The sequence below is a fragment of the Streptomyces sp. NBC_01314 genome, assembly GCF_041435215.1.
Lineage (GTDB): Bacteria > Actinomycetota > Actinomycetes > Streptomycetales > Streptomycetaceae > Streptomyces.
In genome coordinates this window covers 155,879-180,818 of record NZ_CP108394.1, presented here as the reverse complement: position 1 = coordinate 180,818, position 24,940 = coordinate 155,879, and the positions used below count along the sequence as shown (strand labels likewise).

The window sequence follows — 24,940 nt, the reverse complement described above, 5'->3', positions numbered from 1 at the left end:
CTACGCTGTGACCTGCGGCCACCGCATGATCGTTTGTCTTCACACACCGATGATCAACGGTGGCCGTACCCATGTCCGCACCGACCCCCACGGACAAGATCACAATCTACGGCTGGAGTACTAGCCCGCGGTGACAGCGGCCCTGATGGACCCGACGCACTGTGAGACAGCGACGCGGTGGGCCGCAGTTGCGTGTGCCGCGTAAAACGTGTCTCAAACCTCGGTGCGCTGTGGTGGGGGAGAGGTGACCCCGCCCCCACCACTCACGCGGTGTGGGTCAGGTGTTGTAGATGGAGCTGATCCGGTCGTTCCAGCCCGAGTACATGACACCTTCCGAGTGCCAGGCGTTGGTGTTGCCCGGGTACCAGTACCCGCCACCACCGGTGTGCTCGGCCAGATGGGCGTTGCAGCTGCCGATCCGGTACGACGACGTCTTGTCGTTGAAGTCGTAGTCGGTCAGGTTCTGCCAGTAGCCGCGGTCGTAGAAGGACAGTGTGCGACCGTTGGCGCTGCCGTTGTAGTTGAACTCACCGTGCTCGTACAGGCGCAGCGGGGTGGAGCAGGAGGCGGCGGCCACGCTCGGAGTCTGGCTCCGCGCCAGCTCGGCGGCTGCCTGCTCCTGTGCCTTGGCGGTGCGGAAGCACTGGACCTCGCCCTCGGTCTTCCAGATCATGCATGCCTTCGCGGCTCCCCAGTCCTTCGACAGGTCGATCGTCCTGCCTTCGAACTGTGCCTGTACCCCCGTCGTCTGCGCCGCCTGGGCGCCCCCGGCCTGTGCTGCCGGCGCCAGGACGAGCCCGGTCGTTGCGATCAAGGTGATTCCGCCGAGCGCGAGGCCGGCCTGTGTGAGCGTTTTCCGCATGTCGCAAGGTCTCCTTCGGTCAGTTCGAGGCTGGGCAACCGTGGCTTCTTCCCCATGCCCATGCCACGCTTCCTGACTGACGGTGCAGGGTGGGCCTGCGGTGAACCTGGGGGAAACCTTGAACCGGCTGGTGGCTTTCGGACTGCTGGGCACTGTCGAGGCGCGGGTGCAGGGCCGGCTCCTCGACCTGGGCCACGCACGGCAGCGGTGCGTACTGGCGGTGCTGCTCGTGGAAGCCGGCCGTTCCGTGCCGGTCGGAGAGCTCGTCGACCGGGTATGGGCCGATCCTCCCCGGCAGGCCAAGGACACGCTGTACGGCTATGTCTCCCGTCTCCGGCGCGCGCTGGCGGACGTGGAGGGGGCGGACATCGTCCGGCGATCCGGCGGCTACGTCCTGGGCGTCGAGCGGGCGGCGGTGGACTTGCACCGCTTCCACGACCTGGTGGCCGGTGCCCGGACGGCCGGACAGGACGACCGGGCCGCGGCCCTGTTCGACCAGGCTCTGGGGCTGTGGCGGGGAGACGCACTCGCCGGCCTCGACACCCCATGGATCAACACTCTGCGCACCACCTTGGACCAGGAGCGCCGCGGGGCCGAACTGGACCGCACCGACATCCAGTTGCGGCGCGGGCAGCACACCGACCTGCTGGCCGACCTCGCACGCCGCGCGGAGGCGCATCCGCTGGACGAGCGGCTCGCCGGCCAGTTCCTTCTCGCCCTGTATCGATGCGGCCGCCCGGCCGACGCTCTCCACGGCTACGAGTGGCTCCGGCAACGGCTGGCCGGTGAACTCGGCTGCGACCCGAGCCCTCCGCTGCGGCGGCTGCACCAGCGGATGATCACCACCGATCCCGCACTCGACCTCCTCGCCGCCGACCCCGTACCGGTCTCCGCCGCCGTGGCCGTGCGGCGCCGCGGAACCGTCGGCCGACTGGTCGGACGTACCACGGAACTCGCGCTCGCCGAACGGGCGATCGAGGATGCCGTCGCGGGGACGCCAGGAGTGCTGGAACTTGTCGGAGAGCCCGGCATCGGGAAGACCCGGCTGCTCGGTGAGATCGGCGAACAAGGGCGCCGACGGGGCCTGACCGTCCTGACCGGGCGGTGCGGGGAGTGGGATCAGGTTCCGTACGGCGTGTTCGTGGACGCGCTGGACGATCACCTCGGCGTACTGGGCGAATCGTCGGGTCTCCCGCTCGGCCTGCTGGGCGCGGTCTTCCCCGCCCTGTCCGGGTGGTGTCCCGACGGGCCGAAGTCGGTGACCGCCGAGAGGCACTGGTTCCACCGGTCGGTGCGGGAGTCGCTGGAGACACTGGGAGGCGCCGGGGGCCTCCTGCTCGGGCTGGACGACCTGCACGGGGCGGACGCGGCGACCGTCGAGCTCATCGACCATCTGGTACGGCACCCGCCGCGCACACCGCTGCTGCTCGTGCTCGCCCACCGGCCCCGGCAGGCCCCGCCACGGTTGATCGCGACGCTGTCCCGGTCGAAGGCCGAGGGACGGTCGGCCAGGATCGAGATCCAGCCGTTGTCGCGGGCAGAGTGCGCCGAACTGTGCGGCGCGGCAACGGAAAACGAGCAGTTCGATCGGCTGTACGAGGAGAGCAGAGGCAATCCGTTCTATCTGGAGGCGCTGGCCCGTAGCACCGGCACCCTTCCGCCGCCGGCCCCTGCCGACCCCGGGTCGGCCCCCGACGGACTGCCGCAGTCGGTACGGGCAGCACTCCAGCAGGAGCTGGAAGGCCTGTCGGACACCGCACGCGCCACCGTGGGCGCCGCCGCGGTGCTCGGCAACACCTTCGACGTGGGCACGGCGGCGGCCGTGGCGCGGATCTCGGACACGCGGGCGCTGGAGGCCCTGGACGAACTCACGGACCGGGATCTGGTACGTCAGTCGGACGTCACTCGGCGGTTCCAGTTCCGCCATCCGCTGGTGCGCGCGGCCGTGTACCAGGGCCTCGGGGCCGGGTGGCGGATTGAGGCGCACGGCCGGGCCGCCGACAGCCTGGCCGCGCGCGGTGCCTCCTTGATCACACGGGCACCCCATGTCCAGTGCTCGGCCCGCGAGGGTGACACGGAAGCCGCCGACCTCCTCCTACGGGCCGCACGGCAGGTCCTGACCCTCGCGCCGGTCACCTCGGCCTCCTGGACCGGGGAGGCACTGCGCCTGCTCGGCGGCCACCACCCGGCGCGACCGGAACTCCTGCTCCAGCAGGCCGATGCCCTCGGTATGGCCGGACGGCTGCAGGACAGCCGGGACCTCCTGCGCGAGGCCGCCGCCCTCCTTCCCGCCGACGCGCACGGCCCGCGGGTGCGCACGACCGCCTCCCTCGCCCGCGCGGAATGGCAGCTCGGCCGGTACCAGCAGGCAAGGGACCTGCTCCTGCGGGAGCTGGCGAACAGAAACGGGCGGCTGGCCTCCGAGACCGTGGTCCTGCACCTGGGGATCGCGGCCGTCGCACTGCGCACCTCCGACTTTTCCGCCTCCGTCGACTGGGCCGAACGCGCCCTGCGCGCGGCGGAACACCACCGGGACGCGCCGCACATCGCCGAGGCGCACGGCCAGCTGGCGCTGGCCCATGTCATATCCGGGAACCACACACGGTCGACGGAACACCTCGACCTGGCACACGACGCGCTGGACGACGCCGACGACCAGCAGTTGGCCGACCACCTCAACACCCTTGTCACCGTCTGCTGGACACAGATGTTCCAGGGCCACTACGAATCCGCGCTGCACGCGATCGGACGAGGACTGCGGGTCTGCCGCCACACGGGCCAGAGTGTCTTCCGCGCCGACCTGCTGGAGACCGCCGCCTACGTGCAGCTGTGGCTCGGCCGGCTGGACGACGCGGCGGCGTACGCCGACGAGGCACTGGAGGCGGCCACGCTGGTCGGGAGCGACGAATCCTGCTCACTGGCCACCGTGGTGAACGCCGCGGTGCTCATGTGGCGAGGGGACGGCGCCGGAGCACTGAAGACCTGTCAGGAGTCACTGTCCCGGGCCGTCACCGACCCGGGCTCCCGAAGGCCGGCGGTCACCGCGCTGCTCGGTCAGGCCATGCTGCTCACCGGCGATCCGGCCGGCTGCGTCCGCACCGTGGTCGAGGGCGGCGGCGGGCCCGGGCTCGCCGGCTACGAGGCCCCGGTACGTCCGCTGTGGCTCCGAACCCTGGCCGCGGCGGAGCTTGCCCGGGGCGATGTCCCCGCCGCCGAGCGCTGGGCACGTGCCGCTGCCAAGGCCGTGCCCTCCGACGGACCCCCGTCCTGCACGGGCTTCGCCCTGCTCGCCCGCGCCGAGGTCCAGCTCGCTCGGCGGGACACCGACGCGGCATCCACCGCGCTGCGAGCCGCCGACGCGTTCTGCGCGGCCCGCATGCCGCTCTACGAGGCCTCCGCCCGGCTGACGGCAGGCAACGCCCTGTCCTCCTCCGGCCGTCCCACCGACGCGTCGGCCCAACTCCTCCAGGCAGGGGCGCTGTTCACCCAGTGCGGTGCCGAAGTCCTCGCGGAATCGGCCCACCACGAACACAGCCGCATCGCTGTCGCGGACCCGGTGTGACGGTCCCTACGGCGTGTCACGTGCCGCGACATCAGGACCAGTCGCAGGCACGGGCGGCACTGCGGGGCGCGGTCGTGGGCCATCCGGACGAGGCGGATCGCGGCGTCGCGCGCCGGATCCTGGTGCACTCCACCGGCAACGTCAAAGGTCAGCAGCGGGCCCAGGACAAACGCCTGGCCAAGGCCCGGGAAGAGCTCGACAAGCTGCAGCGCGGGGCCGGCGGCCGCTTACTACAACACCGCCGAGAAGATCGCCGCCCGCATCGGCGTGATCGCCAAAACCCGCCGCGTCACCGGCTGCCTGCGTACCTCCATCACCACCGACGACACCGGACGGCCCACCCTCGACTGGCACTTCGACCAGGACGTCCTCCAGGCCGAAGCGGCCGTCGACGGCTGGTACGCGCTGCTGACCACCCTCACCCTCGAACAGGCCGACGCCGCCGAGATACTACGGCGCCACAAGGGTCAAGGCACCGTCGAGCGCCGCTACGGCGACTTCAAAGGCCCCCTGGCCGTCACCCCCCGTCTTCGTGCAGGACAACAAGAGGGTCGCCGCGCTGGTGACGGTGATCTGCCTGGCCCTGCTCGTGTTCTGCCTGATCGAGCGCCAGGTCCGCCGGGCCCTCGGGGGCGAGCAGAAGATGCCCGGGCTCTATCCCGGCAACCAGCAGGTCCGGCCCACCGGCCGGATGATCCTCTACCACCTCTCCGGCCTGCGGCTACGCGTCGGCAGCGCCACTGACCCACTCACCATCGTCATCAGCCGCGGCGTCCAGCTCCATCTCCTCGATCTCCTCGGCCTGGAACCGACGCATCCCCGCTGGCCAGAGACCTGAACGAGCTACCCGCGAAGCACGGAGCTAGTCGTCCCCGCGCCCGCGGGGGTAGCTCTATCTCCGTCGGTGCTGTTCCGACGGACGCGGTGTCGTCCCCGCGCCCGCGGGGGTAGCTCGCTCCGGGCGTATTCGAAGGGCCGGGCCGACGTGTCGTCCCCGCGCCCGCGAGGATCAGCCGACGATCCCGCGCGGCGGTTGAGAACTCCACAGGGCGTTGTCACGTTGTTGGGTGTGGGGTTGTTTGACGGTGTGCCGGGGCGTGGTGGAGTCGGGTTCCGGCTGTGTACTTACGGCGCGGCGGGCTGGCCGACAACGCCGGTGATCTGCTCCCAGATCGCGAAGCGGACGGTCATCTCGGATCGGTAGCCGGCAGCGGTCATCAGATGGCGGCGAGGCCGGAAGTGGGGTGAGATGCCGCTGAACGCGGACAGGAACCGCTGGGCAGCGCCGGTACTGCGGAAGCCTTCATCGCGCGCTCGCGCTGCCTGGTGGGCTGGTGGCTGTTCTCGGCCCGGTTGTTCAGGCCCTTGTGGGAGCGGTGCTCGACGGAGGGCATGATTTCGCGGTGGGCCGCGCCGTAGGAGCGGAGCTGGTCGGTGACGATCACCCGCGGCACCGCACCCGTGTTCTTCAGCAGGCGGCGGAAGAAGCGTTCGGCCGCGGCGGTGTCCCGCCGGTTCTGTACGAGGATGTCGAGCAGCATCCCGTCCTGGTCGACGGCCCGCCACAGGTACCGCAACCGCCCGTTGGTCTTGAGGAAGACCTCGTCCAGGTGCCATTTGTCGCTAGGCCGGGGCTGCCTGCGGCGCAGGGCGCCTGCGTAAACCTGCCCGAACTTGGCGCACCAGCGGCGGATGGTCTCGTAGGAGACGATCACGCCGCGTTCGAGCATGAGTTCCCCGACCTCACGGAAGCTGAGCGGGAAGCGGTGGTACAGCCACACCGCCTGGGAGATGACCTCGACCGGGTACCGGTGCCCCTTGTGCAACGGTGACACGTTCCCCACGGACAGCCTCCTCCAGCATGATCAATCCGAAGATCTTCCCACCCCGGTCAGCGAACGTGACAGTGCCCTTGAGTTCTCCGTTTAGTCGGCGGAGCCCTCGTTGAGGAGTGAGGCAAGGCCGTCGAGGAGGCGCTGGAGGCCGAACTCGAAGAGGGCGTCGAGGTCGAGGTCGTAACCGGCCGTGGCAAGGCGTGAGAGCGCGGGGAACCGGCCGGTGGCCAGAATCGCCAGGAGCGCGGGCTCCTGAGTGTCCATCCACTCCTCGCTGTCCAGGCCGCTGTGCGCCTCGGCCTCCTGCTCCGACTCCAGGTGGACTGCGACACCACGGGCGTAATTGAGCAACATGAGGTGCGCGGTGAAGGCGGACTGCAGGTCGAGTCCGTGGGCGTGCAGGGTGGCAAGCATCCACTCGCTGTACGGCAGCGCTGAGGTGATCATCTGAGGGCGGGTCACCGACAGGGCCGGCGCGAACCACGGGTGGCGGCGGAACAGGTCCCAGAGCTGCCGGGCCGCTAGCTCGATCGCCTCGCGCCAGCCCTCCGGCGGGCCGGCGGGCAACGGGTACTCCGCGATGACCGTGTCCATCATCCGCGTCAGCAGATCGTCCTTGTCGGCCACGTGCCGGTACAGCGACATGGTCGCCACCCCGAGCTCGGCGGCCACCCGGCGCATCGAGACCGCAGCCAGCCCCTCCGTGTCGGCGACCGTGACGGCGGCACCGACGATCCGTCCAAGCGTGAGTGCCGCCTGGCCCGATGACGCATCAGACGGCCTGCCCGGGCGTGAGGCGGCCGCGGGGCGGGCGGCCCGCACCGGGCGGCTCGGGGCCGCCACAACCGTCCCGACGCCAGGGACGGCACGGACCATCCCCTCCTGGCGCAGCTCGGTGAGTACCTTGGTCGCGGTCGCCATCGCGACGCCCCACTGCTTGGTGATCTCGCGGGTCGAGGGCACGCGATCGCCCGGCGCCAGTTCACCCGTCTCGATCCGCTGCCGCAGTTCGCCGACGATCTGGCTGTAGCGCGGTACCGCCTGTCCGCCCACCGACACCCCCCGCACTAGTGCACCTGGATGGGCGCCATCCTAGCCCTCGACGCCGGGCGATCCCCCCATGCGAACACCTTCCCCGTCTCTCAGCACTAGTGCAGTACCGCTCAATACCTCATCCTGAAAAGGGATTTCATGCTTGTGTACCATCTTGCGTACGGCGTACTTTCACCATCATGCCGAACAACGAGATACTCATCTGCGGGGCTGGCATCGCCGGGCCCGCGCTGGCGTACTGGCTACGCAAGGGAGGCTCCAGGGTCACGATCGTGGAACGCGCGCCGGAACCCCGGCCGGGCGGGCAGACCGTGGATCTGCGCGGCGCCGGCCGCACCGTGATCGAGCGGATGGGTCTGATGGACGGGGCCAGGGCGGAGAGCGTGGACCAACGCGGCCTCGCACTCGTCGACGCCTCCGGCCGGACCACCGCGCGGGTGCCCGCCGACAGCTTCGGCGGCGAGGGAATCGTCTCCGAGATCGAGATCCTCCGCGGCGATCTCGCTCACCTGCTGTACGAGGCCACCCTGCCGGACACGGAGTACCTGTTCGACGACACCGTCACCGAGATCGATCAGGACGCGGAGGCGGTCACCGTCACCTTCGAGAAAGCCGCGCCGCGCCGGTTCAGGCTGGTCGTCGGCGCGGACGGACCGCACTCCGTGGTACGCGCGCTGGCCTTCGGCCCGGAGCAGGAGTTCGTCCACCCGCTAGGCCTCTACACAGCCTGGTTCACCGCCACCGACGACCTGGAACTCGACGGCTGGTACCTGATGCACAACGCGCCCGGCGGACTGGTCGCCTCCGCACGGCCCGGCCGCCTCCCCGGCGAGATCAAGGCCGGTCTCAGCTTCCGCTCGGCACCTATCGCCTACGACCGCCGCGACATCGCCGCCCAGCAGGAACTCGTGGCCCAGCGCTTCGCGAGCGTCGGCTGGGAGACCCCACGCCTGCTGCGGGCCATGCGCACCGCCCCGGACTTCTTCTTCGACTCCATGGGCCAGGTCCGCCTCGACCGTTGGTCGCGCGGCCGTGTGGCGCTGCTGGGCGACGCCGGATACTGCGCGACCCCGCTGACCGGCCTGGGGACCAGCCTGGCTCTGGTCGGCGCCTACATCCTGGCTGGTGAACTCGCGGCCGCCGAGGGCGACCACCGCATCGCCTTCCGCCGCTACGACGAGGTGATGCGCCCGTACGTGAGCCAGGCCCATCAGCTCCCGCCCGGCGGCGCCTCGGGATTCGCGCCTTCGGGCCGACTCGGCATCCGCCTGCGGGACCTCTCCATGCGCCAGATGACCCGCTGGCCGATGCGGAACCTGCTCGCCGCACAGTTCGCCAAGGCCGGGGACATCGCACTGCCGGAATACAGTCTCGCCGCGGACATACGGTGAGCGGCCCCAGCCACGGGTCAGCGAACGTTCACGAGCTTGCCGAGGAGACCGGCACCCCTGCCGACGCCGTCATCCCGGTGGGCGACGGCCCCCGCCATTTCGGCATTCACCTCATCCCCGTCAACGCGGCCAAGGGCGAGCCGGACCACCAGCACGTCGACTTCCGGTTCCTCTTCCGCAACACAGCCGAGGTCAGCCAGCTGCAGGCCAGGGGTCACCGATGCCGCCTGTCCAGCGGTCGGCGCCCTCCACGACGAGAGGTTGAGCCAGCCGCCCCTGTGTCCGTGCCCCCGACGCGCGGGGCGGCCTACCCAGCCCATCCACCGACAGGCCATCAGGAGTGACCTTCGTCACCTGATACGGTGATCGTTGCAATGGAAAGCGACACAATGGACCGTTTCAACGGGACACGGGCCGGAGCAACCGCCGCCTCCTAAAGCGACACGACCTGCATGGGACACGGTCTCTGCGGCGACAACCGCCGATGAACTGCACGGTCTTCACGTCGAGGTCGGCGGCCTGGTCGATGACGCGCCGCCAGTCCTCGCCGGTCATGGTGCCGTGGCCCTTCGTCGGGCCGGCCTCGGCGTAGCAGTGCGAGGCGCACGTGAGTTGACAGCGGCTGGTGAGCTCCAATTTTCCGACTGCCTCTCGCGAGAAGTTAGCGTGACCAGGCACTTTGCGTGCCGGACATGTTCGCCACGTGAAAGTCGACGTCGTCCGGGGTGGCGCCGGTCGCGGAGGACCACAGCCAGACCGGTGGCACGTCACGGTCTCCGGGAAGGTGGTCGACCTTGAGCCGGATCAACGTGCCCTCGATCAGGGAGAGTTCGCCGTCCAGGTCGATCCAGGCCGAGCGATGGGTGAGCCGGGGTGGACCCGGTCCCATGCGCGGACCTCATGAGTTGTTGCAAGCGCCTGGAAGGCTGAAGCACCCTCGTGAAACAGTCAGGGGCTCGTGGCCGACGACTTCAAGCGCGTGGAACCGGATGCCTGCCCGATGTCCCGCTTCGAAGTCACCGGCGACACCATCCCCCTGGACGGCCGCTGCTCCTACCTCTCCGAGACCGTGACACGGCGGGGGTGATCCCCCCCGGCGGCTCCTCGCCCCCTCCGACCGGGCCGCGTACGTGCGCAAATGCGGGAGCGACTGGATCTGATGGGCTTACACATCCTCGACGAAGACCTGTTACCGGCCTGGCTGTGCGCCGCGGCCAGGCCGGCGTGCCTCAGGTGGCGGTGTGCAGCTTCGCGGCAGTGACCGCTGTGATGGCCTCGGCCGTGACGCCGGGGGCGGTCTCGACGAGGAGCAGGCCATTGTCGGTGACGTCCATGACGCCGAGGTCGGTGATGACGCGGTGGACGCAGGCCTTGCCGGTGAGGGGCAGAGTGCACTCGTCGAGGATCTTGGGGCTGCCGTCCTTGGCGGTGTGTTCCATGAGGACGATGACGCGCTGGGCGCCGTGGACGAGGTCCATGGCGCCGCCCATGCCCTTGACCATCTTGCTGGGGATCATCCAGTTGGCGAGGTCGCCGGTGGCGGAGACCTGCATGGCGCCGAGGACGGCGGTGTCGATGTGGCCGCCGCGGATCATGCCGAAGGAGAGCGCGGAGTCGAAAAAGGAGGCGCCAGGGAGGACCGTGACGGTTTCCTTGCCTGCGTTGATGAGGTCGGGGTCGACCTCGTGCTCGCGGGGGTACGGACCGGTGCCGAGGATGCCGTTCTCGGAGTGCAGGACGACGTGAACTCCCGGCGGAAGGTGGCCCGGGACGAGGGTGGGCAGGCCGATGCCGAGGTTGACATAACTGCCGTCGGTCAGCTCGGCGGCGGCGCGGGCGGCCATCTGGCCGCGAGTCCAGCTCATGCGAGTACGGTCCCTCGTGTCGAAGACGCGGAAATTCGAAGGTGCTCTATGCGCTTGTCGGCGGCCTGGGCAGGGGTGAGGGCCACGACCCGCCGCACGAAGATGCCGGGGACGTGAATCGCGTCGGGGCCGAGGGCTCCGGGCTCGACGAGCTCCTCGACCTCAGCCACGGTGATGCGACCGGCCATTGCGGCCAGCGGGTTGAAGTTGGCGGCGGCCTTGTTGAAGACCAGGTTGCCGTGGGTGTCGCCGCGCCAGGCGCGGACGAGGGCGTAGTCGGTGGTGATGCCGTGTTCGAGGATGTGGTCGCGACCGCCGAAGGTGCGGGACTCCTTCGCCGGGGAGGCGACGGCGATGCTGCCGTCGGCCGCGTAGCGCCAGGGCAGACCGCCGTCGGCGACCTGTGTGCCCACGCCCGCCGGGGTGTAGAAGGCCGGGATGCCGGCGCCGCCGGCTCGCAGCCGCTCGGCGAGGGTGCCCTGCGGGACGAGCTCGACCTCCAGTTCACCGCTGAGGTACTGGCGGGCGAACTCCTTGTTCTCCCCGACGTAGCTACCCGTCACGCGGCTGATGCGGCCCTCGGCGAGGAGAACGCCCAGCCCCTGGCCGTCGATGCCGCAGTTGTTGGAGACGACCTTCAGGCCGGTGGCGCCCTGGGCGTGCAGGGCGTCGATGAGGGTGGCCGGGATGCCGGACAGGCCGAAGCCGCCGACTGCCAGCGAGGCCCCGTCGAGGATGTCGGCGACCGCCGCGGCGGCGCTCGCGCTGACCTTGTTCACGTATGGGTCCTTTCAATCGGAGGTCAGTCGGAGGTCAGTCGGAAGCCGACCGCAGGGCGTCGGAGATGGACTTGGCGCCGCCGTGTGCGGTGAAGCCGCCGTCGACGGGGATCTCGACGCCGGTGATGAAGGAGGCGTCGTCGGAGAGGAGGAAGACCACCAGCGGGGTGATCTCGTCGACGGTGCCGGTGCGGGCCAGCGGCGTCTCGCGGATGTTCGCCTCGCGGAAGGCGGGCGCGGCGGAGGCGGTCATCTCGGTCTCGATGAAGCCGGGATGGACGGTGTTCACGCGGATGCCCCGCGGGCCCAGCTCGACACAGGCCGCCTTCGACAGGCCGCGCAGCGCCCACTTGCTGGCCGTGTACGCGACCGGGTAGTGCCCGGTGAGCCCGGCGGCCGAGCCGACGTTGACGATCGACGAGCCCGGCGGCATCAACGGCGCCAGGTGCTGGATGCCCAACAGCGGGCCGGTGACGTTGACCGCGTGGACGCGGGCGAAGTCCTCGGGCGTGACCTCGTGGAGCCGCGCGCGCCAGGTGATGCCGGCGTTGTTGACCAGGCCGTGGACCTCTCCGTACTGGCGTCGCAGCCCTTCCGCGAGCGCCGCCCACTCCGCCGCCTCGGTGACGTCCAGACGCAGACAGCCCGGAGCCTCGGTCACATCGGTGGCGACGACCACCGCCCCCGCCCGGGCCAGCGCCTCGACCTCGGCCGCGCCCTGCCCGCGCGCGGCTCCGGTGACGACGACGACCTTGCCGTCCGGCGCTGTCACGTTGGCTGATGACGTGGGATGATCTCCGGGTTGATCATGCCGGAGGGGCGGTTGTGAAGAGCAGGTCGCCGTCGTACAAAGGGCACCGGTACCCGGTCGAGATCATCTCCCACTGCGTACGGCTGTACCACCGCTTCCCGCTCAGCTTCCGCGAAGTCGAAGAGCTCATGCTCGAGCGCGGTGTCGTCGTGTCCTACGAGACCGTCCGCCGCTGGTGTCTGAAGTTCGCGCAGACCTACGCCGGCGCACTGCGCCGTCGGCAGCCCCGGCCCGGCGACAAGTGGCATCTCGACGAGGTCTTCATCAAGATCAATGGCGAACGTCGGTACCTGTGGCGGGCCGTCGACCAGGACGGGACGGTGCTTGACATCCTCGTGCAGGACCGCCGCGACAAGGCCGCGGCCAGGCGCTTCTTCCGCCGCCTGCTCAAGAAGACGGGTGCGGTGCCCCGGGTGATCGTCACTGACAAGCTCCGCTCCTACGGTGCGGCCCACCGCGAGGTCATGCCCTCCGTCGAACACCGGCAGTCGAGGTACCTGAACAACCGCGCCGAGAACAGCCACCAGCCCACCAGACAGCGCGAACACGCGATGAAAGGCTTCCGGAGCACCGGCGGGGCCCAGCGGTTCCTCTCCGCGTTCAGCGGCATCTCACCCCACTTCCGCCCCCGCCGCCATCTGATGACCGCTCCCGACCACCGGGCCGAGATGGCCATCCGCTTCGCGATCTGGGACCAGGTAACCGGCGTCACCAGCCAGCCCGCTGCGGCCTGAACACATAACCGCAACCCGGCCCACCACACCCCGACCCACCTTCACCCGACGACGCACTCGATAAGTTGACAGCGCCCCGTGAGGTGCTGGCGGCAAAGTTCAAGGCGGTGTTTCCGCACTTGGACGAGCGCCAACGGCGGTTGGTGCTTGGCGCCGAGGCCCGCTCGCTTGGGCATGGCGGGGTCCGGGCGGTTGCGCAAGCCGCAGGTGTGCGCGAGGGAACGGTCTCGCGGGGAGCGGCCGAACTGGACCGTGGCATACCCCTGCTGGGGCGCGTTCGACGGCCTGGAGGAGGACGCAAGCGTGCCGCTGACATTGATCCGGGTATGCGTCCAGCCCTGCTCGCCCTGGTCGAGCCCGACCTGCGGGGCGATCCGATGACGCCTCTCCGGTGGACTACCAAGTCGACCCGGCACCTGGCTGCGGAGCTGACCCGGCAGGGCCACCGCGTGGGTGCGGACACGGTGGGCAATCTGCTGCGCGAGGAGGGCTTCAGTCTGCAGGGCAATTCCCGAGTCCTGGAAGGTGCGGACCACCCGGACCGAGATGCGCAGTTCCGCTACATCAACGACCAGGTCAAGGCCCAGCAGACGAGCGGGGACCCGGTGATCAGCGTGGACGCGAAGAAGAAAGAGGTGCGACACGATGCTGCACGAGATGAGTGAATGCGCTGGTCAGAGGCCCGACGAGTGACGTCGGCAGCGTAGTTCCTGGCCAGTGCTCAAGGCCAGTCCCCACCCCGACGTGCGTTGCCGGTAACGGCTCGGTGCGGAGCTCGGGGGAAAAGCCCAAGGGCCTGCGTTCCATCCGTAGGCCACAGGCAAGGGGAAGACCGGACGGGTGAAGGCGACTGAACCCCTGATGATGCTTCGTGATCTTTGGCTCCGCAGATGGGATGTTCCAGCGGGGTGCAGGACTGGCCGCTGAGAAGCGGCAGGCGCCGGTTGGGGATTCTTTGCCAGCCGGGAGAGCATCGCCGTCCCGGAGTAAAGGGGGCACCCAACCCGGTCGCATCTCGCTCGCGTGGAACGTGGTAACCCCGATGGGGTCCGGAGACAGCGTCTCCGGTCAGCCGACCGTAAGGAAGGCCCAACTCCCCAGCGGGCACAGGATGATCCAAGAAGCCAAGGCCGGCAGCCGAAAGGCGACAGGAAACCGGGACTGGTGGCCAGCGCCTCCGCTGGCCGTCCCGCACAACTGGCCGGATACGGGCACTGTCCGGACCCGAAAGGGTGCTGACGTGGATCAGGTGGGCCTGTGAGGACCCGATGACCATCAACGCTTTAACCGAAGGACAAGTTGGACACCATGGCGACACCGGTACCCACGGCGGACTCCGCAGTGGTCCACCGGGCTGCGGTGAACGGACCGGAGGACGACCCCACCGGCTGGCTGTCGATCGACTGGCAGGCGGCGGAGGGGGAAGTACGGCGGCTGAGGCAGAGGATCTTCACGGCGTCGCAGGCAGGGGACCTCAAACGGGTCCGCAATCTGCAGAAGTTGATGCTCCGCTCCCGCTCCAACACGCTCATGAGCGTGCGGCGGGTCACGGAGGTCAACGCTGGCCGCAAGACGGCGGGCATCGACGGGATGGTCGTGCTGCTGCCCCGGGGCAAGGCCGAACTGGCCGACTGGATGCAGCGCAAGGCCGCTCCGTGGAAGGCCCGCCCCGTCAGGAGAGTGTTCATACCGAAGGCAGGCGGACGTCAAAGGCCACTAGGAATTCCCGTGATCTTGGACCGCTGTCTTCAAGCTGCGGTCCTTGGTGCACTCGAACCCGAGTGGGAGGCACGGTTCGAGCCGCGATCCTATGGATTTCGGCCCGGCCGTGGTTGTCACGACGCGATCCAGGCCATCTTCCAGGCCGCGAAGGGCAAGGCCCCCAAGCGGCAGTGGGTGCTGGACGCCGACCTGACGGCGGCATTCGACCGGATCGACCATGACCGGCTTCTGGGCCTGCTCGGACAGTTCCCCGCCCGGGGCCTGATCGAGCAGTGGCTCAAGGCCGGGGTGGTCGACCAGGGGAGATTCGCCCCGACGGTGGAGGGGACCCCGCAAGGCGGGATCGTTTCACCGCTCTTGATGAACGTGGCCCTTCACGGGATGGAGGAGGCGGCTGGGGTCCGCTATCGGCAGACCGGTGCTCATGCCGGGGAGACCGAGGCGGGCTCGCCGATTTTGATCAGGTACGCCGATGATCTGGTGGCTCTCTGTCACAGCCGTGACGAGGCCGAACAGGTCCAGGCTCGGCTCGCCGCGTGGCTGGCGCCTGGGGGGCTGGTCTTCAACGAGGACAAGACGCGCACAGCGCACCTCGATGACGGCTACGACTTCCTGGGGTTCAACGTCCGTCGCTATCGCGGCACGCTGCTGATCAAGCCGAGCAGGGCTGCCCTGCAACGGATGCGGGACCGGCTCTCCGCCGAGGTGGTGAACCTGCGAGGGGTCAACGCCGCAGCGGTGATCGCCAAACTCAACCCGATCATCCGGGGCTGGGCCGCCTACTACCGGGGTGTGGTGTCCAGCGAGGCGTTCGCCTCCTTGGACTTCCACATGTGGAAGCTCACCTACAAGTGGGCCAAGCACAGCCACCCGAAGAAGTCGAAGCACTGGGTGGCGTCCCGATATTTCGGTCGGTTCAACCGGTCCAGGCAGGACCGGTGGGTGTTCGGTGACCGGGAGTCCGGGGCCTATCTCACCAAGTTCGCCTGGACCAAGATTGTCCGGCACCAGATGGTTCCGGGTCGGGCGTCGGTCGACGACCCGGCTCTGAGCGAGTACTGGGCTGCACGACGGAGCAAGCGGAAACCCCCGCTGAGCGTGACCGGGCTGCGACTGCTGCAGAAGCAGCACGGCCGCTGTCCGCTCTGCAACGGGTTCCTCCTGCACGCCGACCGCGAGCCGCAGAGCCCATCGGAATGGGAGCAGTGGCTCAAGGTGACCCGACAGGCGGTCCGCAAGAACGCGATCACCGCCGATCCGGGCCGCAGTGCACCGGACAGCGCCGCCTACCTCCGCCTGATTCACACCCACTGCCATCGCTGGCGCGGTGCCAGCACCGGCAGTCGGACAGCACTGCAACCTGCCAGCAGTCCTCCGGGGCCTGCTTGAGCCGTGTGCTCGGACGACGGGCACGCACGGTTCTGAGGGGGGTGCGGCGCAGCAATGCGCCGCACCTACCCGACAAGGTTGGCCGGTACGACATGGCCGGCCGGGATTGGCAGCGCAAGGGGGAGCCGATCAAGGTCCGCTCACACGACTTCCTGGAGTACGGCGGCGCGGGCCAGGTCATCCCCTACGGTATCTACGACCTGGCCGCGAACACCGGCTGGGTCAGTGTGGGCTGTGACCACAACACCGCCGCGTTCGCAGTTGCCTCGATCCGCCGTTGGTGGGAAGCCGTCGGCCGGGACGCCTATCCGCACTCGCAACGCCTCCTGATCACGGCCGATGCGGGTGGGTCCAACGGCTACCGCAGCCGCACATGGAAGGCCCGACTCGCGGAACTGGCAGTCGAGACCGGGCTGGAGATCACGGTCTGTCACTTTCCTCCCGGAACTTCGAAGTGGAACCGGATCGAGCACCGTCTCTTCGCGCACATCACCATGAACTGGCGCGGCAGACCTCTGACCAGCCACGAGGTAGTGGTGAACACCATCGCTGCGACCACCACGCGCACCGGACTGAAAGTCCTGGCCGAACTGGACACAGGCGAATACCCCGTCGGCGTGCGGGTCAGTGACGCCCAGTTGGAAGCGCTGCCGCTGCGGGGCCACGACTGGCACGGGGCCTGGAACTACACGCTGCTGCCGCAGGCATTCGCCCAGGTCATCACCCCTGCGGCAACGCCGTTCGACCAGGCCAGTCCCGAGCACGCCTGGCTGTGCCACCCCGCGGTCACCGGACTGGAACCCGCTGAGTGGGCCGCGCTGGTACGGGCGCTCGGTGCCCTGAACCAGGACCAGCGCGAAGCGCGCCTGCGGCGACGTCGAGGGCGCGAGCGCACGAAGGCACCCGGCGCGGGCCGGCCTCCCACGCTCACCCTCGTCGATCGGATCCTGGCCGCCTTCTTGCAGGATCGACTCGGACTGCCCAGGACCGCGATTGCCGAGCACTTCCACGTCCGATGCGACACGATCGGCCAGCGCATCCGCCAAGCCCGTGAGCTCCTCGTTCTCCTCGGTCGCCCACTCGAGCCGGCCGAAGTCCAGCCGACGTCCATCACCGCCCTCCGCGTACTCGTCGCGCAGCACCGCAATCGAAGCAACCCAGCGGTCAAAGCAGCGTGTTGATTCTCTGCGCGTCCCAGATAAAGGAATTGGCCGTTGCCGATCGGGAGGTAGGTGATGTCGTCCACGTACTTGGTGTTCGGCTCCTGGGCAGCAAAGTCCCGCTGGAGCAGGTCCGGCACCGGTGTCGCCGACGGCTCGGGAATGGTGGTGCGGACCTTCTTGCGCAAGTGCAGCCCGACGATGTGGAACTTGCGCATGACGCGCTCGACCCGCTTGTGATTGACCGGCGTCCCGGCCTCCTTCAGCTCGGCGGTGACGCGCGGACCCGGCCTTGCCCCAAGGCCGGGTAGTTAACGTTTTCGCAGGTCACGCAAGCCAGTTGAAGGATTTCCGACGCAGAACAACGGAGTTCGTTGGTACAGGCAGTCGTCCAAGACAGCTTGTACTTGAGGAGCTCCGTTGCCGTTTCATCATGTCCTGCCGGCCCCGGTGATGGCCATCACCCGTACGGTCACAGTGGCCGCGGGCCGGTTCGCGCCCGGGCATCTGGGCGAGCTGACGGCCGTCGTGCCGTTCGAGCTGGTCGACGCGGTCCTGGCGGAGACCCGCTCGGTGCAGAGACGACTGCGTGATCTTCCTTCGCGGGTCGGGATCTACTTCCTGCTCGCGATGTGTCTGTTCCCTGAAGTCGGCTACCGGCTGGTCTGGGACAAGCTGACGGCCGGGCTGGCCGACGTGCCGGTGGCCTCCCCGACGCCGAAGGCCCTGCGTGATCTGCGCCGACGACTGGGCAGCGCGCCGGTGCGCGCGTTATTCGAGGTTCTCGCGGGCCTTTGGCCCGGCCGACGACACCCGGTGTGCGGTTCGGGCCGTACCGGACTGTGTCATTCGACGGCTGCAGTTCCCAGAAGGTCCCCGACTCCTGGCGAAACAGGGCCTGGCTGGGGCAAACCTCCCATCACGGCTATCCCACACTGGAGTTGATGACGCTGGTCGAGACCGGCACACGAGCCTTGCTCGGCGCGGTGTTCGGGCCCACCACCGAGGGCGAGACCAGCTATGCCTCGCGCCTGCTGCATCTGCTGCGGCCGGACATGCTCGTCCTGTGGGACAAGGGCTTCGACGGCAACGGCTTCCTCGCCTCCGTCACCGCGACCCGCGCCCAGTTCCTGGGTCGACTCCGCAGCAACCGGCGTACCCCCGTTCTCACCCGTCTCGCCGACGGCTCATACCTGTCGGTGATCGCCGCCGAGAAGGTACGTGTGATCGACGCGAACATCACGGTGACCTGCGCGGACGGCACCGTCTTCACCGGCTCCTACCGGCTGGTCACCACCTTGACCGACGCCGGCCGCTACCCGGCGGCCGTGCTGGTGGGCCTCTACCACCAGCGGTGGGTACACGAATCTGCGTACTACGCGCTCCGCCACACGCTCATGAACGGGCGTGTCCTGCGCTCGGGCGACCGGGCCGGCGTCGAACAGGAGATGTGGGCCCTGCTCACCCTCTACCAGGCCCTACGCACCATGATGGTCGAGGCTGCCGAATCGCTGCCTGGCACCGATCCGGACCGCTGCTGTTTCACCATCGCCCTCCAGACCGCCCGCGACCAGGTCGTCCAGGCCGCCGCCGTCATCACCGACCCCGCCGATGTCGGTCGCGTAGGACTGATCGGGCACCGGATCCTGGCCCGTCTCCTGCCGCCCCGACGGCAGCGGGTCAGCACCCGCAAGGTCAAGTCACCGATGTCCCGTTACAGCACCCGCCATGACGACGGCAGGCCCGACACCAGCCGCACCATCACCGGCCTCGACATCAGCGTCCTCGAACCTCACGAACCGCACCCTCAGCTCCCCGCCATCTCCCGCGACGACCGGAACACCGCCCCCGCCGACCGCCGCCGTCACCGGATCCTTGGCCTGCTCGAGGAGGACCCCACCCGCCTCTGGCGCCCCCGCGACATCGCTTCTCACTTCGGCGACATCACCATGGAGAGCATGTATCGGCAGCTCTCCAGATGGGCCGAGACCGGCCTCATCCACAAACTCGGCCCCGGCCTCTACGCCGCCACGGCATGGACCCCAACACCCCTTGCGTGACCTGCGAAAACGTTAACTACCCGGCCTTGGGCCTTGCCCCTTGATCCTGGACACACGAGACACTGGATCCGGAGGATCTGAGAACGACTTGAGTACGCCTGGTCACGTCCTGTGGGACTCACCGTTGAGGTGGTCGCCGAGCGGCGACCGGGAATGTTGTACGCGCGGACCAAGGCATAGGCGGTCTCACATGCCTCGTCGGCCAGATCGGCGACATACTCGGGGCGCTTCCAACGGATCTCACCGAAACCGGCGGTGCCGCCGGTACGGCCGAAAGATCTGAATCAATACCGGGAATCAGGCCGTGGCGAGCTCCTGCTCGCGGTCCGGCGTTTTGACCGCGGGCTTCTTGTTCGGCAGCGAGAGCCGGAAGACCTTGTGCCACGCGGAGAACACCTGCTTGGGCAGCGGCCCGGTGACGTACTCCAGCTCGTACTTCTCGAACAGCGCGCGCACCTTCACCGCGACCTCGGCGTACCGGTTGCTCGGCAGGTCCGGGAACAGGTGGTGCTCGATCTGGTGCGAGAGGTTGCCGGTCATGAAGTGCATGGCCTTGCTGCCGCTGATGTTCGCCGAGCCCATCATCTGGCGCAGGTACCACTGGCCGCGCGTCTCGCCCTTGATCGACCGGCGCTCGAAGACCTGCACGCCCTCGGGGAAGTGCCCGCACATGATCACCGAGTGGGTCCAGATGTTGCGGACCAGGTTCGCGGTGAACGTGGCGGCGAGCGTGGTGAAGAACGACGGGCCCGACAGCAGCGGGTGGATGACGTAGTCCTTGAGCACCTGCTTGCGGATCTTGCGGCCCACGGCCTTGGCCCGCGCGCGGAACTCGGGGTTCTTGCGGCGGCGCTTCTGGAGGTTCTTGGCGAGCTCCAGGTCGTACGCGGCGATGCCGTATTCGAAGAAGCAGGCGTTGAGGAAGTTCCACAGCGGCTGGCCGAGGTGGAAGGGGTGCCACCTCTGGTCCTCGTCGACGCGCATGATGCCGTAGCCGAGGTCGTTGTCCTTGCCGATCACATTGGTGTACGTGTGGTGCAGCTCGTTGTGCGAGTGCTTCCACTGCTCGGACGGCGAGGCGTGATCCCATTCCCAGGTGGTGGAGTGGATCTTCGGGTCGCGCATCCAGTCCCACTGGCCGTGCAGGATGTTGTGGCCGATCTCCATGTTGTCCATGATCTTCGCCACGGACAGCCCGGCGGTGCCGATCAGCCACGCGGGCGGGAAGATCGAGAACAGCAGCACGCCCCTGCTGACCAGCTCGAGCTTGCGCTGCGCCGAGATGACCTTACGGATGTAGGCGGCGTCTTTCTCGCCGCGGCCGGCGATCACCTCGTCGCGGATCGCGTCCAGCTCGCGGCCGAGCTCCTCGATCTGTTTCGCGCTCAGGTGGGCGGTGGGGTCGGTGGCGGTCACGGTGCTCCTACCGTTCGATGTCGCAGGGGCCCGCCGCGGCGGACACACAGGTCTGGATGAGGACGCCCGGCTCGGCCTCGGTGATCTCGCCGGTGCGCAGATCGCGGACGGCGCCCGCCTTGAGCGGCGAGACGCAGCCGAAGCAGATGCCCATGCGGCACCCGGAGGGCATGAGCACGCCGGCCTCCTCGCCGATGTCCAGCAACGGCGTGGCGCCGTCCGCGTCGACGGTCTTGCCGGTGGCGCTGAACGTGACCTCGCCGCCGTCGCCGGCGACGACGATGCTGGGGCGGAAGCGTTCGGTGTGCAGGCGCTCTTGGACGCCGTGCTCGCTCCAGTGCTCTTCGGCGGCGTCGAGCAGGCCCGCGGGCCCGCAAGCCCAGGTCTCGCGATCGGCCCAGTCGGGCACGAGTTCGTCGAGACGGGCGATGTCGAGCATGCCGTCTGTGTCGGTGTGCACCTCGGTGAGCCGCAGCTTCTTGTCCGCGACCAGGTCGTGCAGTTCGTTGCGGAAGATCACGTCGTGCGGCTGTGGCGCGCAGTGGACCATGACGACGTCGTCGAACTCGGTGTCGCGCAGCATGCCCATCACGGGCGTGATGCCGCTGCCGGCCGTCAGGTAGAGCACCTTGGCGGGCTTGGCCTGCGGCAGCACGAAGTCACCGGTCGGCTGGTCGAGCTGGATCAGCGTGCCTGGTTTGGCCCTGCGGACCAGGTGGTTGCTGACCTTGCCGTCCGGGATCGCCTTCACGGTGATCGTGACGCGGCCGTCCTGGCGGTGTGTCGGCGAGGTGAGGGAGTAGGCACGCCACAGGCGCACCCCGTCGACGTCGACCCCGATCCGCACGTACTGACCGGCTGTGTGGCCGCGCCAGCCCCGTCCCGGCCTGATCACGATGGTCGCGGCGTCACCCGTCTCGGGGTGCACGGCCTCGATGCGCCCACGTAGGTCAGCGCCCGCACGCAGCGGGCTGACCAGGTCGAGGTAGTCCGACGGCAGCAGCGGCGTCGTGACCATCTCCAGCAGTTTCCACGCCCTGCTGCGGAGGGCTGTACTCGTCATGACTCCAGCTTGCTGCGCCTCGGGGGGTAAAGTCCTGACCGCAGGACGTAAATCTGGTCGGCTGAATTGTTCGCAGGGAACAAAAAGTGAGCTATGCAATGCGGAGGGCCGGTGAACTGGCCTTGGATGAGACGACGGTCACCGTACTTCGGGCCGCGCTGAGGAGCACGGCCGACGAGGTCGTCGAGGCGATCATCGACGAGGTCCCTTCCTACGCCAACGCTCTTTCGGGCCGCATGGGCGCCACCATCCGCCGAGCTGTCCGCACCGCCCTGGGGCACTATCTGGACCTCGCGAGCGGGAACGCCACGGGCGGCGACGCCGGTGACGCAGCCTACGAGCTGGGCCGCGGCGAGGTGCGCGACGGGCGTTCGATGGACGCCCTGCTCAGCGCCTACCGCGTCGGGGCCCGTGTGGCCTGGCGGTGCCTGGCGGCGGGTGCCGTACCCGCAGGTCTGCCCGCCGCGGAGGTCGCCAAGTTCGCGGAGCTGACCTTCGCCTACATCGATGAGCTCTCCGCCGCGAGCGCCGCGGGCCACGCCGACGAACTGGCCGCCCGGGGCAGGGACCAGGAGCGCCATCTGGAACATCTGGCCCGCGACCTCCTCGCCGGTGCGAGCCCGGACGTGCTGCTGGCCTCTGTTCAACGGGCCGGGTGGCAGCCTCCGGTTTCGCTGACCGCGGTCCTGCTGCCCGCCGCCCAGGCCCGGCCTGCCTACCGCGCGCTCGACCCGAGCACCCTCGTCCTCGACGATCTACCGGACGCCACCGGTGTGCTGCTCGTCCCCGACGCCGACCGATCACATCTCTTGCGGCAGCTGACCGACCGCACCGCCGTGGTCGGCCCGGCCCGGCCGTGGACTCGTGCGTCCGCCTCGTACGCACGAGCCGTACGCGCGCGCTCCCTCTCCTCTGATATTCGCGACACCGAGGACCACCTGCCAGAGCTGGTGCTGAGCGCCGACGTGGACGCGTTCGCAGACCTGCGTGCCCGAGCCCTCGCACCGTTGCGGACCTTGCCTGTCGCAACCGCACGGCGACTGGAGGAGACGTTGCGGGCGTGGCTGCTGCACCAGGGCAGACGGGACGAGGTGGCGGCGGCGTTGTTCGTCCATCCCCAGACAGTCCGGTACCGGATGTCGCAGCTGCGGGAGCTGTTTCCGGATCTCGCATCGCCACACCGGGTCCTTGAACTGACGCTGGCGGTCGGTCTTCGGGTCAGCTGACGCGTTCTTCGACCCTCCACGACCGCGTCCGCGAGCGGTCCAGGAATCATGTTTCGTCCTCGGTGCGATCAGCTGGCTCATGCAGCCCGGGAAAGAGCACTACTACTGACTTTTTCTGTTTGGCTTCGGGTGGTGACGATGAGTGATCCCTGCGGTATGCCGGTGCTATGCGGTATTCGGAGGGTGGGGGCCTGACGGCTGAGCGGCGGGCAGTGCGTGAAGGGCTCGGTTGCGTCCATGGAGATGGTGTACGGGTTCGACCTGATCCAGGGGTTTCTCCGGCTTCAGGGTGATGCCCGCATAGACGAACGGCCACCGGCTGAACTTCGAAGTGTCGAAGCCTCGAAGGGGCGCTGTCAACTTATCGAGTGCGTCGTCGGGTGAAGGTGGGTCGGGGTGTGGTGGGCCGGGTTGCGGTTATGTGTTCAGGCCGCAGCGGGCTGGCTGGTGACGCCGGTTACCTGGTCCCAGATCGCGAAGCGGATGGCCATCTCGGCCCGGTGGTCGGGAGCGGTCATCAGATGGCGGCGGGGGCGGAAGTGGGGTGAGATGCCGCTGAACGCGGAGAGGAACCGCTGGGCCCCGCCGGTGCTCCGGAAGCCTTTCATCGCGTGTTCGCGCTGTCTGGTGGGCTGGTGGCTGTTCTCGGCGCGGTTGTTCAGGTACCTCGACTGCCGGTGTTCGACGGAGGGCATGACCTCGCGGTGGGCCGCACCGTAGGAGCGGAGCTTGTCAGTGACGATCACCCGGGGCACCGCACCCGTCTTCTTGAGCAGGCGGCGGAAGAAGCGCCTGGCCGCGGCCTTGTCGCGGCGGTCCTGCACGAGGATGTCAAGCACCGTCCCGTCCTGGTCGACGGCCCGCCACAGGTACCGACGTTCGCCATTGATCTTGATGAAGACCTCGTCGAGATGCCACTTGTCGCCGGGCCGGGGCTGCCGACGGCGCAGTGCGCCGGCGTAGGTCTGCGCGAACTTCAGACACCAGCGGCGGACGGTCTCGTAGGACACGACGACACCGCGCTCGAGCATGAGCTCTTCGACTTCGCGGAAGCTGAGCGGGAAGCGGTGGTACAGCCGTACGCAGTGGGAGATGATCTCGACCGGGTACCGGTGCCCTTTGTACGACGGCGACCTGCTCTTCACAACCGCCCCTCCGGCATGATCAACCCGGAGATCATCCCACGTCATCAGCCAACGTGACAGCGCCCCTCACGGGTGCCCTCTGGTATGCCCATATGACACCAACGAATCGGCAGTCCAATGGAACGGCTTATTCCTCTGCGCGTCCCTGGCAACGGTGTTGGACCTGTTCTCGAGACGCCTGGCGGGCTGGTCGATCGCCGGCCATATGCGGACCTCGCTGGTCACCGACGCGCTCAGGGGGCCGTAATGCAAGATGGCAGCGCTCCCGATCACGCGGAAGGAGAAAGCTGTTCGCGCACCCATTCAGGATCGGGATTGGTGTGCGGCTGGCCCGCCACGACGACGGTCGGCACGCTCTCATTTCCCCTGTTGGCTGCCCTCACAGCTGCCGCTCCAGCCGGGTCTCGCCAGATGTTGACCCAATGCAACTGGCGGGCACTGCGGCCCAACCGGATACGCATTCGCAGGCAGTACTTGCAGCCCGACCGCCAGTAGACGACCGGCCGGCCGTCGACCGCGCTGCGGCGTTGCGCCTCCAGCGCACCGATTGATCTCGGGAAAACCAGAGGCGAGTTCACTCCTGCGAGCAGCACAAACACCAGCAGCAGTGCTGCGGCTTCGCCGGGGCTCCCGCTGAAGACCAGCGCGGTCGCAACGACTGAGCCGCAGAGCACAAGCAGTATCGGCAAGATCCAAGTGCGCGTCATGTGACGCAGACTATCGATGAGTCGAAATAATCCTCGAACTGGGCCGTTCACCTGGGAGTTCGCCGGACGCTGGAGCGGCCTTCGTCTGATCATGCGCTCCGACCAAGGATGCGCGGGACCACAACAGGGCAGTGAAGGTGAGTCTGCTGCCTGATGCTTT

General features: G+C 68.6%; 17 protein-coding genes and 6 pseudogenes. 10 read left to right on the top strand and 13 right to left on the bottom strand.

Going from position 1 to position 24,940, the window contains the following annotated elements:
• Positions 1 to 277 precede the first annotated feature (277 nt).
• Entirely contained in the window at positions 278 to 862 is a 585-nt protein-coding gene (locus tag OG622_RS00760; protein ID WP_371572324.1) for a hypothetical protein, read from the bottom strand.
• A 100-nt stretch (positions 863 to 962) separates the two neighbouring features.
• Here OG622_RS00760 and OG622_RS00755 point away from each other — a divergent pair, with 100 nt between their 5' ends.
• The gene (locus tag OG622_RS00755) at positions 963 to 4,424 is read left to right on the top strand and encodes a BTAD domain-containing putative transcriptional regulator (protein ID WP_371572322.1); all 3,462 of its coding nucleotides are present in this window, start codon (positions 963 to 965) and stop codon (positions 4,422 to 4,424) included.
• A 532-nt stretch (positions 4,425 to 4,956) separates the two neighbouring features.
• Positions 4,957 to 5,262 carry a hypothetical protein gene (locus OG622_RS00750; protein ID WP_371572321.1) on the top strand — a complete coding sequence of 102 codons (306 nt, stop codon included), beginning with the start codon at positions 4,957 to 4,959 and terminating at the stop codon, positions 5,260 to 5,262.
• Positions 5,263 to 5,549: 287 nt separating this feature from the next.
• Here the strand turns inward: OG622_RS00750 and OG622_RS00745 are convergent.
• Positions 5,550 to 6,268, bottom strand: a pseudogene (locus OG622_RS00745) (IS6 family transposase).
• An 81-nt stretch (positions 6,269 to 6,349) separates the two neighbouring features.
• The gene (locus OG622_RS00740; RefSeq protein ID WP_371572319.1) at positions 6,350 to 7,312 is read right to left on the bottom strand and encodes a TetR/AcrR family transcriptional regulator C-terminal domain-containing protein; all 963 of its coding nucleotides are present in this window, start codon (positions 7,310 to 7,312) and stop codon (positions 6,350 to 6,352) included.
• A 179-nt stretch (positions 7,313 to 7,491) separates the two neighbouring features.
• Between OG622_RS00740 and OG622_RS00735 the strand changes: the two genes are divergently transcribed.
• Positions 7,492 to 8,703, top strand: a complete 1,212-nt coding sequence (locus tag OG622_RS00735; protein WP_371572318.1) for an FAD-dependent monooxygenase — start codon at positions 7,492 to 7,494, stop codon at positions 8,701 to 8,703.
• A gap of 17 nt (positions 8,704 to 8,720) precedes the next feature.
• On the opposite strand, the gene OG622_RS00730 is transcribed toward OG622_RS00735, so the two are convergent.
• Both OG622_RS00730 and OG622_RS00725 read right to left on the bottom strand, forming a co-directional pair.
• Complete coding sequence (locus OG622_RS00730) at positions 8,721 to 8,921, bottom strand: hypothetical protein (RefSeq protein WP_371572317.1); 201 nt, start codon at positions 8,919 to 8,921, stop codon at positions 8,721 to 8,723.
• 491 nt (positions 8,922 to 9,412) lie between these two features.
• Positions 9,413 to 9,603, bottom strand: a pseudogene (locus tag OG622_RS00725) (transposase); the annotation flags it as partial.
• A gap of 58 nt (positions 9,604 to 9,661) precedes the next feature.
• On the opposite strand from OG622_RS00725, the gene OG622_RS00720 reads away from it, so the two are divergent.
• On the top strand, positions 9,662 to 9,790 hold the full coding sequence (locus OG622_RS00720) for a hypothetical protein (protein ID WP_371572316.1): 129 nt from the start codon (positions 9,662 to 9,664) through the stop codon (positions 9,788 to 9,790).
• Positions 9,791 to 9,932: 142 nt separating this feature from the next.
• On the opposite strand, the gene OG622_RS00715 is transcribed toward OG622_RS00720, so the two are convergent.
• From OG622_RS00715 to OG622_RS00705, 3 genes are read right to left on the bottom strand one after another with little or no spacing between them, the layout of a single operon-like run.
• Entirely contained in the window at positions 9,933 to 10,568 is a 636-nt protein-coding gene (locus tag OG622_RS00715; protein ID WP_371572315.1) for a CoA transferase subunit B, read from the bottom strand.
• Positions 10,565 to 11,347 (bottom strand): CoA transferase subunit A, encoded by a 783-nt coding sequence (locus OG622_RS00710; RefSeq protein WP_371572313.1) that lies wholly within the window; start codon positions 11,345 to 11,347, stop codon positions 10,565 to 10,567. The genes OG622_RS00715 and OG622_RS00710 overlap by 4 nt, the downstream gene beginning before the upstream one ends.
• Before the next feature lie 34 nt (positions 11,348 to 11,381).
• Complete coding sequence (locus OG622_RS00705) at positions 11,382 to 12,119, bottom strand: SDR family NAD(P)-dependent oxidoreductase (protein ID WP_371572311.1); 738 nt, start codon at positions 12,117 to 12,119, stop codon at positions 11,382 to 11,384.
• Positions 12,120 to 12,127: 8 nt separating this feature from the next.
• Here OG622_RS00705 and OG622_RS00700 point away from each other — a divergent pair, with 8 nt between their 5' ends.
• The 4 genes and pseudogenes from OG622_RS00700 to OG622_RS00685 all read left to right on the top strand — a co-directional run.
• A complete protein-coding gene (locus tag OG622_RS00700) occupies positions 12,128 to 12,892 on the top strand; it encodes an IS6 family transposase (protein WP_371572301.1) in 765 nt (254 codons plus the stop codon).
• 86 nt (positions 12,893 to 12,978) lie between these two features.
• Positions 12,979 to 13,530: pseudogene (locus tag OG622_RS00695) on the top strand (ISAzo13 family transposase); the annotation flags it as partial.
• Between the two features lie 670 nt (positions 13,531 to 14,200).
• A complete protein-coding gene (gene ltrA / locus OG622_RS00690; protein ID WP_371572309.1) occupies positions 14,201 to 16,003 on the top strand; it encodes a group II intron reverse transcriptase/maturase in 1,803 nt (600 codons plus the stop codon).
• A 77-nt stretch (positions 16,004 to 16,080) separates the two neighbouring features.
• Positions 16,081 to 16,707, top strand: a pseudogene (locus OG622_RS00685) (ISAzo13 family transposase); the annotation flags it as partial.
• Between the two features lie 491 nt (positions 16,708 to 17,198).
• Here OG622_RS00685 and OG622_RS00680 read toward each other — a convergent pair.
• Positions 17,199 to 17,447, bottom strand: a pseudogene (locus OG622_RS00680) (IS3 family transposase); the annotation flags it as partial.
• Positions 17,448 to 17,616: 169 nt separating this feature from the next.
• Between OG622_RS00680 and OG622_RS00675 the strand changes: the two are divergent.
• Positions 17,617 to 19,223: pseudogene (locus tag OG622_RS00675) on the top strand (IS4 family transposase).
• Positions 19,224 to 19,520: 297 nt separating this feature from the next.
• Here the strand turns inward: OG622_RS00675 and OG622_RS00670 are convergent.
• Positions 19,521 to 20,639, bottom strand: a complete 1,119-nt coding sequence (locus tag OG622_RS00670; protein ID WP_371572307.1) for a fatty acid desaturase — start codon at positions 20,637 to 20,639, stop codon at positions 19,521 to 19,523.
• 7 nt (positions 20,640 to 20,646) lie between these two features.
• Positions 20,647 to 21,702 carry a ferredoxin reductase gene (locus OG622_RS00665; protein WP_371572305.1) on the bottom strand — a complete coding sequence of 352 codons (1,056 nt, stop codon included), beginning with the start codon at positions 21,700 to 21,702 and terminating at the stop codon, positions 20,647 to 20,649.
• Positions 21,703 to 21,788: 86 nt separating this feature from the next.
• Here OG622_RS00665 and OG622_RS00660 point away from each other — a divergent pair, with 86 nt between their 5' ends.
• Positions 21,789 to 22,928: a PucR family transcriptional regulator gene (locus OG622_RS00660; protein WP_371572303.1), complete on the top strand. Its 1,140-nt coding sequence runs from the start codon at positions 21,789 to 21,791 to the stop codon at positions 22,926 to 22,928.
• A gap of 425 nt (positions 22,929 to 23,353) precedes the next feature.
• Here OG622_RS00660 and OG622_RS00655 read toward each other — a convergent pair whose 3' ends face one another.
• Both OG622_RS00655 and OG622_RS00650 read right to left on the bottom strand, forming a co-directional pair.
• Positions 23,354 to 24,118 carry an IS6 family transposase gene (locus OG622_RS00655; RefSeq protein WP_371572301.1) on the bottom strand — a complete coding sequence of 255 codons (765 nt, stop codon included), beginning with the start codon at positions 24,116 to 24,118 and terminating at the stop codon, positions 23,354 to 23,356.
• A 224-nt stretch (positions 24,119 to 24,342) separates the two neighbouring features.
• Complete coding sequence (locus tag OG622_RS00650) at positions 24,343 to 24,780, bottom strand: glutaredoxin domain-containing protein (protein WP_371572300.1); 438 nt, start codon at positions 24,778 to 24,780, stop codon at positions 24,343 to 24,345.
• Positions 24,781 to 24,940: the final 160 nt, after the last annotated feature.